Genomic DNA, 13,918 nt, shown 5'->3' with positions numbered 1-13,918 from the left:
AATAGATGGAAGAAAATGAGGTTAGAAGAGATGATTTTTGATACGCACACACATTTAAATGTAGAAGAATTTGCAGGCCGTGAAACAGAAGAAATCGCCTTGGCTGCTGAGATGGGTGTGACACAGATGAATATTGTTGGTTTTGATAAACCAACCATTGAACGTGCCCTGGAGTTAGCAGATGAGTATGAACAACTCTACGCGACTGTTGGCTGGCATCCGACGGAAGCAGGGACATACACAGACGAGGTCGAAGCTTACTTGCTTGAAAAGCTAAAACATCCCAAGGTTGTTGCTTTAGGTGAGATTGGTCTGGACTACCATTGGATGACAGCACCTAAGGAAGTGCAGGAACAGGTTTTTCGTCGTCAGATTCAGTTATCCAAGGACTTGAATTTACCTTTTGTGGTCCATACCCGTGATGCGCTAGAAGATACTTATGAGATTATCAAGAGCGAGGGCGTTGGTCCTCGTGGTGGAATTATGCACTCATTCTCAGGTTCTTTGGAGTGGGCGGAGAAGTTTGTCGAGCTTGGCATGACCATTTCTTTCTCAGGTGTGGTGACCTTTAAGAAAGCGACGGATATCCAAGAGGCCGCTAGGGAACTTCCTTTGGACAAGATTTTGGTAGAAACGGATGCACCTTACCTGGCTCCTGTGCCTAAACGTGGCCGTGAAAACAAAACAGCCTATACTCGCTATGTGGTGGACTTTATCGCCGACTTGCGTGGGATGACGACCGAGGAGTTAGCCGCAGTAACAACTGCAAATGCAGAGCGTATCTTTGGATTGGACAGCAAGTGATGAAAGAAAAAATTTCCCAAGTCATCGTGGTCGAAGGTCGCGATGATACGGTCAATCTCAAACGCTACTTTGATGTAGAGACCTACGAAACAAGAGGTTCCGCAATAAATGACCAAGATATAGAGCGCATTCGTCGCTTGCATGAACTGCATGGAGTCATTGTCTTTACAGATCCAGATTTTAATGGGGAGCGGATTCGGCGCATGATTATGACGGCCATTCCAACGGTGCAGCATGCCTTTCTCAAGCGAGATGAGGCTGTTCCCAAATCCAAGTCCAAGGGACGTTCTCTGGGAATTGAACACGCCAGCTATGAAGACCTGAAAACAGCCTTAAGTCAAGTGACAGAGCAGTTTGAAACAGAGAACGAGTTTGATATATCTCGTAGTGACTTGATTCGTCTTGGTTTCCTAGCGGGAGCAGACAGTCGTAGACGCAGAGAGTATCTAGGCGAGCAGCTCCGCATCGGCTATTCCAACGGCAAGCAACTCCTCAAGCGCTTAGAGTTATTTGGGATAACCTTGGCAGAAGTGGAAGAGACTATGGAAAGTTATGATAATAGCTAGATAGCCCAAAAATACAAAGGGAATGTGTTACAATAGAGGTACTTAGATTTATTTTGATAGCGTTCAAATAGAAACTTATAAGGACAGAGCGAAATGAAAATACAAGTTGACAGAGAGTCTATCTGCATGGGGGATGATGTTTTTTCTCATCAGATGGATCTTGATATCCCGGAGGATATGACAGTTGAGGAGCTTTGTAGTTTTCTTCAAAAGGACAGATATTTGCCTAGATTGGATACAGAGTGGCTTCTCCGACATGGTGGGCAGACAATAACAAGCTATCATACAGAAACAAAAGAACTGACGAATCCCAGTATCTATTTAAAAGACCTGATTCATCAGAGTTCTAGAGGAAATGAATTTGTTTGGATATATCGCCGTTCCTAATAGAAAAGAGAATAAATGATTTTCTTAAAAGATAATGAATGAAAATTAGAACAATATGCATTGACTTTTTGACAACAAGAGGTGATCTAAACAGTTGGCCCTGTTTGGAGTGACTTTGACGGAAGGTAAAGCCTTCATAAAAATGGTGAAAGGAAACGATATGGCAAATAGAAGTTATATTTACTTAAAAAACGGAGATGAAGCCCGTATTCTAACAGAGGGAATTTACACAATACCTTATTTTTGGCAATTGTTTTGGGATGAAGAAGATTTAAAAGCTCCTATTGCTCTCTGGGAAACAGCAGAAAAACTCGAAGAAGATGAAGAGGAAGCAGAAAAGTTTTACCAAGAGCAGAATGTAGATATCTTACTTTCTATTGAAAAATTCCAGCAAAATGCCCTCCAAAATCGGTCTTTTTTAGAAGAAAATACCCCGCAAGCCTTGCAACTATATGATGCCTTTGTTCGTTATATTCTTGCAAACGTCAAAGATGGTGATGTGCTTGGATTTGATCTTTTAGATGTTGTTTTTATGGACCAAGTGTCTGTAGTTTCTGATAAACTGTTAAAAAATATCCGAGCTATTCAGGAAAATCAACCAAAGGATTTGGATTTTTCTCTAACGGATAAGAACTTAATTGGCCTTGCTATGGGTTTTCCTGATTATTATACTTCAGAATTATTGCCAGAAGACAATATTCTAGATTCGGTTGCCTATCAGGATGAATTGAAGAAAATGAACCCCCAAGAAGATAAGAAAGCGCTTGATATGACTGGATCCGATTCAAACAAGCATCGTATTCATTTTGTGTTTTGGATTGTATTGGTACTAGGAATTATGTGGGTTCTATATATTGTTTTTAGCTAATAAATAGAAAAGAGAATAAATGAGAATTGCAGATTATAGCGTGACCAAGGCAGTGCTGGAGCGTCACGGTTTTACCTTTAAAAAGTCCTTCGGGCAAAATTTCCTGACGGATACCAATATCCTTCAAAAGATCGTGGATACGGCTGAGATTGATGACCAGGTCAATGTCATTGAGATCGGGCCAGGGATTGGTGCCTTGACGGAGTTTTTGGCTGAGCGTGCAGCGGAAGTCATGGCTTTTGAGATTGACCACCGTTTGGTACCGATTTTAGCTGATACCTTGCGTGATTTTGACAATGTGACCGTAGTCAACGAGGACATTCTCAAGGTTGATTTGGCGCAGCATATCCAGAATTTCAAAAATCCTGAACTGCCAATCAAGGTAGTAGCCAACTTGCCTTACTACATCACGACGCCTATCCTCATGCACTTGATTGAGAGTGGCATTCCTTTTAGTGAGTTTGTCGTCATGATGCAAAAAGAAGTGGCAGACCGCATTTCAGCCCAACCGAATACCAAGGCTTACGGTAGTTTGTCTATTGCTGTGCAGTATTACATGACAGCTAAGGTGGCCTTTATCGTGCCTCGTACAGTCTTTGTACCAGCGCCAAACGTAGACTCGGCTATTTTGAAAATGGTACGCCGTCCAGAACCAGCTGTAGCAGTGGAAGACGAGAGCTTCTTCTTTAAGGTGTCCAAGGCTAGTTTCACCCATCGTCGCAAGACCTTGTGGAACAATTTAACAGGCTACTTTGGCAAGACCGAAGAAATCAAGGACAAACTGACCAAGGCTTTGGATCAGGCAGGCTTGTCACCAAGTGTACGTGGAGAAGCTCTCAGCTTGTCAGAATTTGCTAGCCTAGCAGATGCACTTAAAGGACAAGGACTCTAAGATGCAGGGACAAATCATTAAAGCTTTGGCAGGATTCTACTATGTAGAGAGTGATGGCCAGGTCTATCAAACACGCGCGCGTGGGAATTTCCGCAAAAAAGGCCATACACCCTATGTTGGGGACTGGGTAGATTTTTCTGCGGAGGAAAATTCAGAAGGTTACATTCTCAAGATTCACGAACGAAAAAATAGTCTGGTTCGCCCACCTATTGTCAATATCGACCAAGCTGTGGTAATCATGTCCGTCAAGGAACCTGATTTTAATAGTAGTTTGCTGGATCGTTTCTTGGTTCTTTTGGAGCACAAGGGCATCCATCCTATTGTCTATATTTCTAAAATGGACTTGCTGGAAGATAGGGAAGAATTAAGTTTTTACCAACAAACCTATGGTGCTATTGGTTACGACTTTGTGACTAGTAAGGAAGAGCTCTTGCCTCTGTTGACAGACAAGGTTACGGTCTTTATGGGACAAACGGGTGTTGGTAAGTCAACCCTTCTCAATAAAATTGCTCCGGATCTCAATCTTGAAACAGGAGAAATTTCAGATAGTCTAGGTCGTGGTCGCCATACCACTCGGGCTGTTAGTTTTTACAACCTCAATGGTGGAAAGATTGCGGACACACCAGGATTTTCATCACTGGATTATGAAGTTTCAACAGCAGAAGACCTCAATCAGGCCTTCCCAGAGATTGCTAGTGTCAGTCGAGATTGTAAGTTCCGTACTTGTACCCATACCCATGAGCCGTCTTGTGCGGTTAAGCCAGCTGTCGAAGAGGGAGTTGTTGCAACCTTCCGTTTTGACAACTACCTGCGATTCCTCAGTGAAATTGAAAATCGCAGAGAAACCTATAAAAAAGTCAGCAAAAAAATTCCAAAATAAGGAGAAACCTATGTCTCAATACAAGATTGCTCCGTCAATTCTGGCAGCAGATTATGCCAACTTTGAACGTGAAATCAAACGCCTAGAAGCAACTGGAGCAGAGTATGCCCATATCGATATCATGGATGGTCACTTTGTGCCACAAATCAGTTTTGGTGCAGGTGTGGTCGAGAGTCTGCGTCCCCATAGCAAGATGGTCTTTGACTGCCACTTGATGGTAGCTAATCCTGAACATCATTTAGAGGACTTTGCGCGTGCAGGTGCAGATATCATCAGCATTCACATAGAGGCAACGCCTCATATTCATGGTGCCCTCCAAAAAATTCGTTCACTCGGTGTCAAGCCATCAGTTGTTATCAATCCTGGTACACCAGTTGAAGCGATTAAGCATGTGCTTCATCTAGTTGACCAAGTCCTAGTCATGACAGTTAACCCTGGCTTCGGTGGACAAGCCTTTCTGCCAGAAACCATGGATAAGATTCGTGAGTTGGTTGCCCTTCGTCAGGAAAAAGGTTTGAACTTTGAGATCGAAGTAGATGGGGGTATTGATGATCAAACCATTGCTCAAGCCAAAGAAGCTGGAGCGACCGTTTTTGTAGCAGGGTCTTATGTCTTTAAGGGAGATGTCAATGAACGAGTGCAAGCTCTCCGAAAACAACTGGACTAGGGTTGCAGTTTTTGCAGGCGGAGACCGTGGTCATTATCGGACGGATTTTGACTGCTTTGTCGGTGTGGATCGAGGATCGCTCTGGGTCTTGGAAGAAGCCCTGCCTCTCGCTCTAGCCGTTGGAGATTTTGATTCCGTCACTGCAGAAGAGCGACAGATGATTCAAAAGCGTGCTCTGCGCTTTGTTCAAGCCCAGCCGGAAAAAGATGATACGGATCTGGAACTAGCACTCTTAACGATTTTCGAAAAGAATCCTCAGGCTCAGGTCACTATTTTTGGTGCTCTTGGTGGTCGTATTGACCATATGCTGGCCAATGTTTTTCTGCCTAGCAATCCCAAGTTGGCGCCCTATATGCGCCAGATAGCGATTGAGGATGGACAAAATGTGATTAGCTATTGTCCAGAAGGGACCAGTCAGCTTCAACCACGTTTGGACTATGACTATCTAGCCTTTATGCCGGTTCGGGATAGCAGGTTGACCATTCTCGGTGCCAAGTATGAGTTGACTGAGGAGAATTTTTTCTTTAAAAAAGTGTACGCTTCTAACGAATATATAGATAGGGAAGTTTCGGTGACTTGCCTAGATGGCTATGTAGTCGTACTGCATAGCAAGGACAGGAGATAGGATGGAGATTTTACTTGTTATTTTATTAGTTGCTAATCTTCTTGGGCTCTTTCTCATTTGGCAAAGGCAGGATAAGCAAGATAAATATCTAGCCAAGAGTTTGGAGGATCAGGCAGATCATCTGTCAGACCAGTTGGATTACCGGTTTGAACAAGCCAGACAAGCCAGCCAGCTAGATCAAAAAGATCTGGAAGTGGCTGTCAGCGACCGCTTGCAGGAAGTGCGAATGGAGTTGCATCAAGGATTGACTCAAGTCCGTCAAGAAATGACAGATAATCTCCTCCAAACCAGAGACAAGACTGACCAACGCCTTCAAGCTTTGCAGGAATCAAATGAGCAACGCTTGGAGCAAATGCGCCAAACGGTCGAGGAAAAGTTAGAAAAGACCTTGCAGACACGCTTGCAGGCCTCCTTTGAAACAGTTTCCAAGCAACTAGAGTCTGTTAATCGAGGTTTGGGAGAAATGCAGACGGTTGCCCGTGATGTCGGAGCCCTCAACAAGGTTCTCTCAGGAACCAAGACGCGAGGCATTCTGGGAGAATTGCAACTGGGGCAAATCATCGAAGACATCATGACTCCTGCCCAGTACGAACGAGAATACGCAACGGTTGAGAACTCTAGCGAGCGAGTAGAGTACGCTATCAAGTTACCTGGACAGGGTGATCGGGAATATGTCTATTTGCCGATTGACTCCAAGTTTCCACTGGCGGATTATTATCGCTTAGAGGAAGCCTATGAAGCAGGTGATAAGGACGAAATTGAACGCTGTCGCAAGTCGCTCTTAATGAGCGTCAAGCGCTTTGCCAAGGATATCAAGAGCAAGTACATAGCACCGCCAAGAACGACCAATTTTGGAGTTTTGTTTGTTCCGACAGAGGGACTCTACTCAGAAATCGTCCGCAATCCGGTCTTCTTTGATGATTTGAGACGGGAGGAGCAGATTATTGTTGCTGGTCCAAGTACCCTGTCGGCCCTGCTTAACTCTCTATCAGTTGGCTTCAAAACTCTCAATATCCAAAAGAGTGCCGACCATATCAGTAAGACCCTAGCCAGTGTCAAGACCGAGTTTGGCAAGTTCGGGGGCATTCTGGTCAAGGCACAAAAGCATCTCCAACATGCCTCTGGCAATATTGATGAATTACTAAACCGTCGTACCACAGCTATCGAGCGGACGCTCCGTCACATTGAGTTATCAGAAGGTGAGCCTGCGCTTGAACTACTCCATTTCCAAGAAGATGAGGAAGAATATGAAGATTAGTCACATGAAAAAAGATGAGCTGTTTGAAGGTTTTTACCTGATCAAATCAGCTGACCTGAGACAGACACGTGCTGGGAAAAACTACCTAGCCTTTACCTTCCAAGACGATAGTGGCGAGATTGAAGGAAAACTCTGGGATGCCCAACCTCATAACGTTGAGGCCTTTACCGCAGGGAAAGTAGTCCACATGCAGGGACGTCGAGAAGTCTACAATAACACTCCTCAAGTCAATCAAATCACTCTCCGCTTGCCTCAACCTGGGGAACCCAATGATCCAGCTGATTTCAAGGTCAAGTCGCCAGTTGATGTCAAGGAAATCCGTGACTACATGTCGCAAATGATTTTCAAGATTGAAAATCCTGTCTGGCAGCGTATCGTGCGTAGTCTCTACACCAAGTATGATAAGGAATTCTACTCCTATCCAGCTGCCAAGACCAACCACCACGCCTTTGAAACGGGTTTAGCCTATCATACAGCAACCATGGTGCGCTTGGCAGATGCCATTAGTGAGATCTATCCTCAGCTCAATAAGAGCCTGCTCTATGCTGGGATTATGTTGCATGACTTGGCCAAGGTTTTAGAGCTCAGCGGTCCCAATCAGACGGAGTATACAGTACGAGGCAATCTCATCGGCCATATAGCCCTCATCGATAGTGAAATTACCAAGACAGTCATGGAACTGGGCATCGATGATACTAGAGAAGAAGTGGTGCTACTGCGCCATGTCATCCTCAGTCATCATGGCTTGCTAGAGTATGGAAGTCCAGTCCGTCCACGCGTTATGGAGGCAGAGATTATCCATATGATTGACAATCTAGATGCCAGCATGATGATGATGTCAACGGCTCTAGCTTTGGTGGATAAAGGAGAGATGACCAATAAAATCTTCGCTATGGACAATCGTTCCTTCTATAAACCAGATTTAGATTAATAATTTAAGAAAAACGAGCATTTTTTACGCAATAATGTTCGTTTTTTTATGCGAATGTGGTATAATGGATAAAATATCAAAATTAAATGGAATGGTAAATAAAAATGAAATTAAGAAGAAGTGATCGGATGGTTGTCATTTCCAACTATTTGATTAATAATCCATACAAACTAACAAGTCTTAACACTTTTGCAGAAAAGTACGAATCTGCTAAATCATCGATTTCAGAAGACATCGTGATTATCAAGCGTGCCTTTGAGGAAATTGAAATCGGCCATATCCAGACTGTGACTGGAGCAGGTGGTGGCGTTATCTTTACACCATCAATCTCGAGTCATGAAGCCAAAGAAATGATAGCAGACTTACGTGACAAGCTTTCAGAAAGCGACCGTATCTTGCCAGGTGGCTATATCTACCTATCTGATTTGCTCAGTACACCTGCCATTTTGAAAAATATTGGTCGCATTATTGCCAAGAGCTTTATGGACCAAAAAATCGATGCCGTTATGACAGTAGCAACTAAGGGTGTTCCGCTCGCAAATGCGGTTGCCAACGTTCTGAATGTTCCTTTTGTTATCGTGCGTCGTGACTTAAAAATTACCGAAGGTTCAACGGTCAGCGTCAACTATGTTTCAGGTTCAAGTGGTGACCGTATTGAGAAAATGTTCCTTTCAAAACGCAGCCTCAAGGCAGGAAGTCGAGTCTTGATCGTGGATGACTTCCTAAAAGGTGGCGGAACTGTCAATGGGATGATTAGTCTCTTGCGTGAGTTCGACTCTGAATTGGCTGGTGTCGCAGTCTTTGCAGATAATGCCCAAGAAGAACGTGAAAAGCAGTTCGATTACAAGTCACTTTTGAAGGTAACCAATATTGATGTCAAGAACCAATCCATCGATGTTGAGATTGGAAATATCTTTGACGAAGATAAATAAGAGATAGAACTAAAGGTTGGAACGATTGTCCCAGCCTTTCTTTGCAAACAGAATAGAAGGAAGCTTATGAAAACACCATTTATTAGCCGTGAAGATTTAGAAACGATTGTTTCCGAGTTCCCGACTCCCTTTCACTTATATGACGAGAAGGGGATTCGCGAGAAAGCGCGAGCAGTCAACCAGGCCTTTTCTTGGAATAAGGGATTCAAAGAATATTTTGCAGTCAAGGCCACTCCAACTCCAACCATCTTGAAAATCCTCCAAGAAGAAGGTTGTGGTGTGGACTGTTCTAGTTATGTAGAGCTCTTGATGAGCCACAAACTGGATTTCCCCGGTTCTGAGATTATGTTCTCATCAAACAATACTCCAGACCAAGAGTACGCTTATGCGCGTGAATTGGGGGCAACCATTAACTTGGATGCCTTTGAAGACATTGAACATCTGGAGCGAGCGGCAGGCATTCCAGAAATCATCTCTTGTCGTTACAATCCTGGGGGCGTTTTTGAGCTAGGAACAGATATCATGGACAATCCTGGAGAAGCCAAGTTTGGCATGACCAAGGACCAGCTTTTTGAAGCCTTTGCCATTTTGAAGAAAAAAGGAGCCAAGACATTTGGGATTCACTCTTTCCTAGCATCCAATACCGTGACCCATCTCTACTATCCAGAATTGGCCCGCCAACTCTTTGAATTAGCTGTGGAAATCAAAGAAAAATTGGGCATTTCACTGGACTTTATTAACCTTTCTGGCGGAATCGGAGTCAACTACCGCCCAGACCAGGAGCCAAATGATATTGCTATGATTGGTGAGGGCGTGCGAAAGGTTTATGAAGAAGTCCTTACGCCAGCAGGTCTTGGTCAGGTCAAGATTTTCACTGAATTGGGCCGTTTTATGTTGGCACCTCACGGAGTTCTCGTCACAAAAGTCACTCATAAAAAGAAAACCTACCGTACCTATCTAGGTGTGGATGCATCAGCAGTCAACCTCATGCGCCCAGCCATGTATGGAGCCTACCACCATATCACCAATCTGACCCATTCAGACGGACCAGTTGAGGTGGTAGATGTGGTTGGTTCACTCTGCGAAAACAATGATAAATTTGCAGTGAATCGTGAACTGCCTCATACAGAAATCGGTGATTTGCTGGTGATTCATGATACAGGTGCACATGGATTCTCCATGGGTTATCAGTACAATGCCAAACTGCGTTCAGCGGAAATCCTCTATACCGAAGAAGGTAAAGCCCGCCAAATCCGCCGTGCAGAGCGTCCTGAGGACTATTTTGCAACCTTGTATGGTTTTGATTTTGAACCCGATCATTAAAAAAATGAAAATGAAAGTGAAAAACAGATTGCTTTCTAAAAAATAGACAAAAATCTTGTTTTTCCCTCAAGTCGTGATATAATAAAACTATAAAACGGTTTCAAGGAAGGTGACGATATGTCTGAAGAAACAATTGACTATGGACAAGTGACAGGAATGGTGCATTCGACAGAGAGTTTTGGGGCGGTAGATGGTCCTGGGATTCGTTTTATTGTCTTTTTGCAGGGTTGTCACATGCGTTGCCAGTACTGCCATAACCCTGATACATGGGCTATGGAGACCAATAAATCACGCGAACGGACAGTAGACGATGTCTTGACAGAAGCCCTTCGCTACCGTGGTTTCTGGGGAGACAAGGGAGGAATCACTGTCAGTGGTGGAGAGGCTCTCTTACAGATTGATTTCTTGATTGCCCTCTTTACCAAGGCCAAGGAAAAAGGAATCCACTGTACCTTGGATACCTGCGCCCTTCCATTCCGTAATAAACCACGTTATCTCGAAAAGTTTAATAAACTCATGGCTGTGACAGATTTGGTTCTCTTGGATATCAAGGAAATCAACGAAGAACAGCACAAGATTGTCACTAGCCAAACCAATAAAAATATCTTGGCCTGTGCCCAGTACCTATCAGATATTGGGAAGCCTGTTTGGATTCGCCATGTGCTGGTTCCGGGATTGACAGATAGAGATGAGGATTTGATTGAACTTGGTAAATTCGTCAAAACCCTCAAAAACGTTGACAAATTTGAAATCCTACCTTATCACACTATGGGAGAATTCAAGTGGCGTGAACTTGGGATTCCATATTCGCTCGAAGGAGTCAAACCTCCAACAGCGGACCGTGTTAAGAATGCCAAGGAATTGATGGATACAGAAAGTTATCAAGACTATATGAAACGTGTACATGGATAAAAAGAAGCCTGATGGAAACATCGGGCTTTTGTGATGCAAAAAGACTTAGCCTTTCAGCTAAGCCTTTTGAGTCTTATCTAGATCGTTGTTTGCCAGAGTTGCGGTTTTTCTTTTTCTTATTGGTCGTGATCGCTTGAGCCTGCTTAGGAGTCACATCTTTTCTTGCACCTGCAGAAGGGCTGACTTTCGGAGGGTTCTTTTCGTATTCTTCACGTACTTTTTGACGAAGTTTTGGACGAACGACATAGTTGACGATAAATTGTTGGAGAATCATCATGAAACCACCGACAACCCAGTAAAGCGTCACACTAGCTGGTGAGAAGAGGGAGAAGACCACAATCATGAGTGGGCTCATGTAGATCATTTTCTTGAGCTGTTCTCTTTGCATCTCATCTTCTACGCCATGAAGCGAGAGGATTGATTGGAGATAGTAGAGGACACCAGCAAAGGCTACGAGGATCATACTTGGTGAACCAAGTTCGATACCCAAGAAGGTAGAGCTAGCTACCCCTTCAGTGTGCTGGGCTGCAAAGTAGATAGCAGAGAAGAAAGGCATTTGGAGCAAGATAGGGAAACATCCGACGCCTCCTAGCATGCTGATACCATGTTCTTTTTGGGCGGCAAAGAGAGCTTGTTGAGCCTCAAGTTTTTCTTCTTGAGTTGTTGCTTCTTTGAGACGTGTTTGATGTGGTTCAAGCACGTGTTTGAGGGCGTTCATCTTTTCAGAGTGAAGCGTCGCTTTCCACGATTGGTAGATACCGAGTGGCAAGATAATCAAACGCACGATAATGGTGACGATGATAATCCCCATCCCAAAACCAAGTCCCATATCATTAGCAAAGTATTTGATGGCCTCTGCCATAGGCGCTCCGATGGTGTTCCAGATAAATCCAGTCGGTTCTCCAGTCGTTTTATCAACAGAAACACAGCCTGTCAAGATAAGTAGCATAGCCACTCCCATAGCTGAGAGGGCAAAACGTTTAATAGATTTCAATGTTTTCATTCCTTCTTTAAAAATTATACCTTTCTATTCTACTGTTTTTTTGTAAAATATACAATAGTTCTGGAGACCTAATTTGCGACTTTAAAGTCCGAATAGGATGAAAAGTTGCTCATCTGCACATCTAGATAGGTGACTTTTGAGAAAGGTGTCGGACCTTTTCGGATTTCTTGGATAAATTTCGCCATGGTAGCAGAGGAGTCTGTCTGAGCGAGAATTTCCACTGTACCATCGTCGTTATTCCAGACACGGCCAGTGATGCCACCGATTTCAAGAGCTAAAGTATAAACGCCCCAGCGAAAACCAACACCCTGCACCCTGCCTTGGGCAATCATTCTAACCTTTTGCATACTAACCCCCTTTAATTGTGTTATAATGTTTCTATGACTATTATAACCTCAAAAGCCAATTCTGTGGTGAAAAATGCCAAGAAATTGCATCAAAAAAAATATCGAAAGTCTGCCTATTTGATTGAAGGCTGGCACTTGTTTGAAGAAGCTGTTCAAGCAGGAGTAACGATTGAGAAAATCTTTGCCCTAGAAAGTTACCGAGATCAGCTAGCTGCTTTTCCTCAAACTATCTGGGTTTCAGAGGATATTTTGCGGGATTTAGCAGATACGCAAACCCCTCAAGGCATTGTCGCTGTGATTCAAAAAGAAGAAGTGGGACTGCCTGATTTTAGTCAGGGAAAGTTTCTATTTTTAGAAGACGTTCAAGATCCTGGTAATGTAGGTACCATGATTCGGACTGCGGATGCTGCAGGTTTTACAGGGGTCATTGTTTCAGACAAGTCAGCAGATATATACAGTCTCAAGACCTTGCGTTCCATGCAAGGCAGTCATTTTCACTTGCCCATCTATCGGATGTCTCTTGCTTCCTTTGTAGAAGAGGCTAAGAAGACTGCTATGCCCATTCTAGCAACGACCTTATCCAAAGAATCCAAGGACTATCGTGAGCTTTCTCCCCTAGAAGACTTTGTTTTAGTCATGGGAAATGAAGGGCAGGGGATTAGTTCTGTCATGGCTGAGAGTGCTGATCAGCTGGTTCATATTGGCATGAAGGGTCGAGCAGAGAGTCTCAATGTTGCCATTGCCGCAGGCATTTTGATGTTTTATTTCAGCTAATTTATAAAAACTTTGTTATAATCAAGACATACATATTTATAGAAAAAGGAGAATCAGAATGAATCAAACAATTATTCAAGAACGTTCAGGTCTCAATCAATTTTACGCTAAGGTTTACGCCTTTGTGGGACTTGGGATTGGTCTGTCAGCTCTGGTGTCAGCTTTAATGTTGACAGTCTTTCAGTCTCAATTGATCTACTTTTTAATGCATGGCCGTCTCTGGTTGATGATTGCAACTTTTGCAGAACTTGCTCTAGTCTTTGTTGCAAGTAGCATGGCTGCCAAAAATAGCCCAGCAGCTCTCCCAGTATTTTTAGTTTATTCTGTTTTAAATGGCTTTACGCTCAGCTTTGTCGTAGCCTTCTATACACCTGGGACCGTCTTATCAGCCTTTGTATCCAGTGCCCTACTCTTCTTTGTCATGGCGGCAATCGGAATTTTCACCAAGAAAGATTTGAGTGGAATGGGTCGAGCTCTGATGGCTGCGCTTGTCGGGTTAATTATTGCTATGATCGTCAATCTATTTCTAGCCAATAGCTTCTTTGACTACATGATTAGTATTGCCATGGTCTTGGTTTTCTCAGGTTTGATTGCTTGGGACAACCAAAAGATTCGCTATGTTTATGAGCAGTCTAGAGGGCAAGTAGCAACAGGTTGGGTCATTTCAATGGCTCTCAGCATCTATCTAGACTTTATCAACCTCTTCCTTAGCATCTTACGAATCTTTGGTCGAAACGATTAAAAGTCTA

Annotated in this window: 17 protein-coding genes; 15 read left to right on the top strand and 2 right to left on the bottom strand. The window is 43.5% G+C overall.

Features of this window, described 5'->3' with window-relative positions; translation table 11 throughout:
* Window positions 1-30 precede the first annotated feature (30 nt).
* From BLS46_RS04845 to pflA, 13 genes are all read left to right on the top strand, one after another.
* Window positions 31-804 (top strand): TatD family hydrolase, encoded by a 774-nt coding sequence (locus BLS46_RS04845; RefSeq protein WP_093585993.1) that lies wholly within the window; start codon window positions 31-33, stop codon window positions 802-804.
* A complete protein-coding gene (gene rnmV / locus BLS46_RS04840) occupies window positions 804-1,370 on the top strand; it encodes a ribonuclease M5 (protein WP_093585991.1) in 567 nt (188 codons plus the stop codon). The genes BLS46_RS04845 and rnmV overlap by 1 nt, the downstream gene beginning before the upstream one ends.
* Window positions 1,371-1,463: 93 nt before the next feature.
* Window positions 1,464-1,757 (top strand): hypothetical protein, encoded by a 294-nt coding sequence (locus tag BLS46_RS04835; protein WP_093585989.1) that lies wholly within the window; start codon window positions 1,464-1,466, stop codon window positions 1,755-1,757.
* A gap of 160 nt (window positions 1,758-1,917) precedes the next feature.
* Complete coding sequence (locus BLS46_RS04830; protein WP_093586340.1) at window positions 1,918-2,625, top strand: dimethyladenosine transferase; 708 nt, start codon at window positions 1,918-1,920, stop codon at window positions 2,623-2,625.
* A 19-nt stretch (window positions 2,626-2,644) separates the two neighbouring features.
* Window positions 2,645-3,517, top strand: a complete 873-nt coding sequence (gene rsmA / locus BLS46_RS04825; RefSeq protein ID WP_093585987.1) for a 16S rRNA (adenine(1518)-N(6)/adenine(1519)-N(6))-dimethyltransferase RsmA — start codon at window positions 2,645-2,647, stop codon at window positions 3,515-3,517.
* A 1-nt stretch (window position 3,518) separates the two neighbouring features.
* On the top strand, window positions 3,519-4,397 hold the full coding sequence (gene rsgA / locus BLS46_RS04820) for a ribosome small subunit-dependent GTPase A (RefSeq protein WP_093585985.1): 879 nt from the start codon (window positions 3,519-3,521) through the stop codon (window positions 4,395-4,397).
* A 10-nt stretch (window positions 4,398-4,407) separates the two neighbouring features.
* Entirely contained in the window at window positions 4,408-5,064 is a 657-nt protein-coding gene (gene rpe / locus BLS46_RS04815; RefSeq protein WP_093585983.1) for a ribulose-phosphate 3-epimerase, read from the top strand.
* Complete coding sequence (locus BLS46_RS04810; protein ID WP_093585981.1) at window positions 5,027-5,689, top strand: thiamine diphosphokinase; 663 nt, start codon at window positions 5,027-5,029, stop codon at window positions 5,687-5,689. Before rpe ends, BLS46_RS04810 begins: the two co-directional genes overlap by 38 nt.
* A gap of 1 nt (window position 5,690) precedes the next feature.
* Window positions 5,691-6,947: a DNA recombination protein RmuC gene (gene rmuC, locus BLS46_RS04805; protein ID WP_093585979.1), complete on the top strand. Its 1,257-nt coding sequence runs from the start codon at window positions 5,691-5,693 to the stop codon at window positions 6,945-6,947.
* The gene (locus tag BLS46_RS04800) at window positions 6,937-7,878 is read left to right on the top strand and encodes a 3'-5' exoribonuclease YhaM family protein (protein ID WP_093585977.1); all 942 of its coding nucleotides are present in this window, start codon (window positions 6,937-6,939) and stop codon (window positions 7,876-7,878) included. The genes rmuC and BLS46_RS04800 overlap by 11 nt, the downstream gene beginning before the upstream one ends.
* A gap of 104 nt (window positions 7,879-7,982) precedes the next feature.
* Entirely contained in the window at window positions 7,983-8,810 is an 828-nt protein-coding gene (gene purR / locus BLS46_RS04795; RefSeq protein WP_002874197.1) for a pur operon repressor, read from the top strand.
* Between the two features lie 66 nt (window positions 8,811-8,876).
* The gene (locus BLS46_RS04790; RefSeq protein WP_093585975.1) at window positions 8,877-10,133 is read left to right on the top strand and encodes a diaminopimelate decarboxylase; all 1,257 of its coding nucleotides are present in this window, start codon (window positions 8,877-8,879) and stop codon (window positions 10,131-10,133) included.
* A 117-nt stretch (window positions 10,134-10,250) separates the two neighbouring features.
* Window positions 10,251-11,045 (top strand): pyruvate formate-lyase-activating protein, encoded by a 795-nt coding sequence (pflA, locus tag BLS46_RS04785; protein WP_001288281.1) that lies wholly within the window; start codon window positions 10,251-10,253, stop codon window positions 11,043-11,045.
* 73 nt (window positions 11,046-11,118) lie between these two features.
* Here pflA and yidC read toward each other — a convergent pair whose 3' ends face one another.
* On the bottom strand, window positions 11,119-12,039 hold the full coding sequence (gene yidC / locus BLS46_RS04780) for a membrane protein insertase YidC (protein ID WP_093586338.1): 921 nt from the start codon (window positions 12,037-12,039) through the stop codon (window positions 11,119-11,121).
* Window positions 12,040-12,116: 77 nt separating this feature from the next.
* Window positions 12,117-12,395: an acylphosphatase gene (locus tag BLS46_RS04775; protein WP_038804579.1), complete on the bottom strand. Its 279-nt coding sequence runs from the start codon at window positions 12,393-12,395 to the stop codon at window positions 12,117-12,119.
* A gap of 33 nt (window positions 12,396-12,428) precedes the next feature.
* Here BLS46_RS04775 and BLS46_RS04770 point away from each other — a divergent pair, with 33 nt between their 5' ends.
* Both BLS46_RS04770 and BLS46_RS04765 read left to right on the top strand, forming a co-directional pair.
* Window positions 12,429-13,169: a TrmH family RNA methyltransferase gene (locus tag BLS46_RS04770; RefSeq protein WP_093585973.1), complete on the top strand. Its 741-nt coding sequence runs from the start codon at window positions 12,429-12,431 to the stop codon at window positions 13,167-13,169.
* A gap of 58 nt (window positions 13,170-13,227) precedes the next feature.
* Window positions 13,228-13,911, top strand: a complete 684-nt coding sequence (locus tag BLS46_RS04765; RefSeq protein ID WP_093585971.1) for a Bax inhibitor-1/YccA family protein — start codon at window positions 13,228-13,230, stop codon at window positions 13,909-13,911.
* The last annotated feature ends 7 nt before the right edge of the window (window positions 13,912-13,918 follow it).

It is taken from the genome of Streptococcus sp. NLAE-zl-C503 (genome assembly GCF_900104285.1).
Classification (GTDB): domain Bacteria; phylum Bacillota; class Bacilli; order Lactobacillales; family Streptococcaceae; genus Streptococcus.
The sequence above is the reverse complement of the archived record's forward strand: the minus strand, read 5'-3'. Positions and strand labels throughout refer to the sequence as shown.